The 2,583-nt window shown below is 69.5% G+C and carries 1 protein-coding gene and 1 pseudogene; both read right to left on the bottom strand.

Annotation, left to right across the window (positions count from 1 at the left end; genetic code table 11):
- On the bottom strand, positions 1-2,192 hold a 2,192-nt coding region (locus VGF12_RS16550), incomplete at its 3' end, for a TonB-dependent receptor (protein ID WP_331177145.1).
- Between the two features lie 125 nt (positions 2,193-2,317).
- Positions 2,318-2,583 (bottom strand): annotated as a pseudogene (locus VGF12_RS16545) (hypothetical protein); the annotation flags it as partial.

Raw genomic sequence — 2,583 nt, 5'->3', positions numbered from 1 at the left:
CCGCCGTTGACCGTCCAGCCACCGGCCTGCCAGGTGGCGCCCAGCACCAGCTTGCTCTTGGGCGTGATCTCCTCGATGAGGCCGCGCGTGTTGCGGCCGATGATCTGGATCGCGGGGATCACCGTGCCGGTGGATGTGGCCACGTCGCGGGCGTGCGTGATGCGCGTCTGGTTCCAGGCGTAGCCGAGGTTCAGGTCCAGCTGCGAGCCGGCGAGCGCGAGGCGCACCTTGCTGGTCAGCTCGGCGCCGCGGGTGCGGGTGTCCAGAACATTGGTGAAGAAGGCGGCGCTGTTGATGCCGAAGGGCGCCAGGATCGGCGCCAGCACCGGCAGCGTGGTGGTGGTGAGGTTCTCCGACAGCGCGATGCGGTCGCTGATGTCGATCTGGTACACGTCCAGCGTGGCGCTGGCCTGCGTGCCAAGGCGCCACACCAGGCCCAGCGACGCGTTCTTGGACTTCTCCGGCCGCAGCGAAGTGCCGCCGATCAGGCTGGCCACCGGGCTGCCGGGTAGCAGTGTGCGCTGCTGCACGTCGACGGGCTGGCCATTGATGGTGGCCGTCTGCACGCTGTAGGCCGAGTAGCCCAGCTGCACGATAGAGGGCGCGCGATAGCCGTTGCTGACCGTGGAGCGCAGTGCGATGCCGGGCGTGAACTCGTAGCGCAGCGAGGCCTTGCCGTTGGTGGTGCTGCCGAAGTCCGAGTAGTGCTCGGTGCGCAGGGCCAGGCCTACATTGAGCTGCTCGGTGAGCTTGGCCTCGGCGCTGACGTAGGCACCGGCCACCTTGCGCGAGATGCTGCGCGCGTCCTGGTCGGTGATGCCGGAGTACAGCCCCGGCACGCCCACGCCGGGAACCTGGCTCGGGTTGTAGAAGGGGCCGCGCGTGTAGGCGATGGGGTCGCCGGCCGTCAGGGCATAGCGCTCCCAGCGCGCCGTGACGCCGGCCGCGACGGTCAGCGGGGAGGCGAGTGCGGCGACGTCCAGGTCGCGGCTGTAGTCCAGCGCGGCGTTGGCCTGGGTGTTCTCGCGACTGCCGGTGTAGAAGGTGGACGGCGAGTCCGGCCCGTAACTGGGGTTGATGCCGTTGCGGTCGGTGGACTTGACGGTGTTGCGGCCCAGGTTGGCTGACAAGTCCCACTGGCCCGTGCGGGCGTTGCCATGGCGAACGCCGGCGTTGAAGGCGGCGTCGCTGAGGTCATACACGTTGACGGGGATGCGGCCCTTGGGGTAGCGCTGCTGGAAGTAGACCGACTGCGCCAGCACCGACGACGCGGTGTTGGACTCGTAGAAGTTCTCTCCGAGGGTCTGGCGCTGCGCCCAGGTTCCGAAGGCATAGAGCGTGGTGTCCGCGGTCAGCTGCAGCTCGGCGTTGGCGACGAGGTTGACCTGATCCTTGACCTGCGGCGAACCAAAGGCCCAGTTGCGGAAAGGATGGTCCTCGGGTAGCGACGGGTCGGGGCGGGTGTTGTTGGCTTTGGCGCGCTGGCCGGCGTCAAAGGCCAGGGTCAGGAAGCCGTCGCTGCCCAGCGGCAGGCCTTTCCAGCCGTTGATGGTGTGCTGTTCGCCGCCACGCCCTTCATGCGTGAGGCCGCCCCAGCGGTAGCTGGCGCCACCACCGTCCTCGCGTGACTTCAGCACGATGTTGATGACGCCGGCTATGGCGTCGGAGCCGTACTGGGCCGCTGCGCCGTCGCGCAGGATCTCCACGCGCTCGATGGCGCTGACGGGGATCAGGCTCAGGTCCACCGCTGCCGCGCCACGGCCACCTGCCAGCGTTTGGCGCGTGAAGTTGGCGCCGACGTGACGGCGCTTGCCGTTGATGAGTACCAGCACTTCGTCGGCCGACAAACCGCGCAGCGCCGCGCCGGCCGGGATGGATGAAGCGAAGCCGCCGTTGGGCGTGGACGGCGCACTGAACGAGGGCGACAGGCTGATGAGGGCACGCGACAGGTCGGCTGCACCGGTGCTTTGCAGCGTCTCGGCGCTGAGCACGTCCACCGGAGCGGGGGCGTCCAGGCTGGTGGTCCCGAGCCGCCGCGTGCCTGTCACGACGACCGCGTCCAGGCTGTTGGCTGTTGTCGCTTTCGCTGCTGCTGCTGCAACGGGTGTCTGGGCGAAGGCGGGAGTGCAGGCGGCGGCCAGCAGCGCAAGCAGGATGTGGCGGGGCAGGGGGGTGGGAGAGCGTTGTGGCATGGCTGGAGTGAGCAGGCGTGACGGGGCGCAACGCAGCGGCGCTGCGCCGTGAGGCAGAAGGAGAAGGGGGAAGGAGCGCTGCGGGCGTCAACAACGCCGGCGGCCTGGCGCCTGGGGCGCGGCGCTCATGGCGCGCCGGCGGCGTTGATGCCGGCGTTCTGGCGACGCTCGCGCAGCGCGGCGCCGTACTCGGCCGGGTCCACGCCGTTGAGGTAGTAGTTGCCGACGTGGTGGACGCGCCAGCGGATCGGGTCGTGCGTGGTGTGCACGCGGGCATTGCGCCAGAAGCGGTCCAGGTTCCACTTCGTCAGCGACGAGTTGGCGCCCAGAAGCGAGAACATGTCGCTGGAGATGCGCAGCGAGGCCTCGTCCGAGGCGGAGCGCGCCGTGG

The organism is Roseateles sp. (assembly GCF_036404855.1).
Classification (GTDB): domain Bacteria; phylum Pseudomonadota; class Gammaproteobacteria; order Burkholderiales; family Burkholderiaceae_C; genus Pelomonas.
Note: the sequence above shows the minus strand (reverse complement) of the source record. Positions and strands in the feature narration are given on the sequence as shown.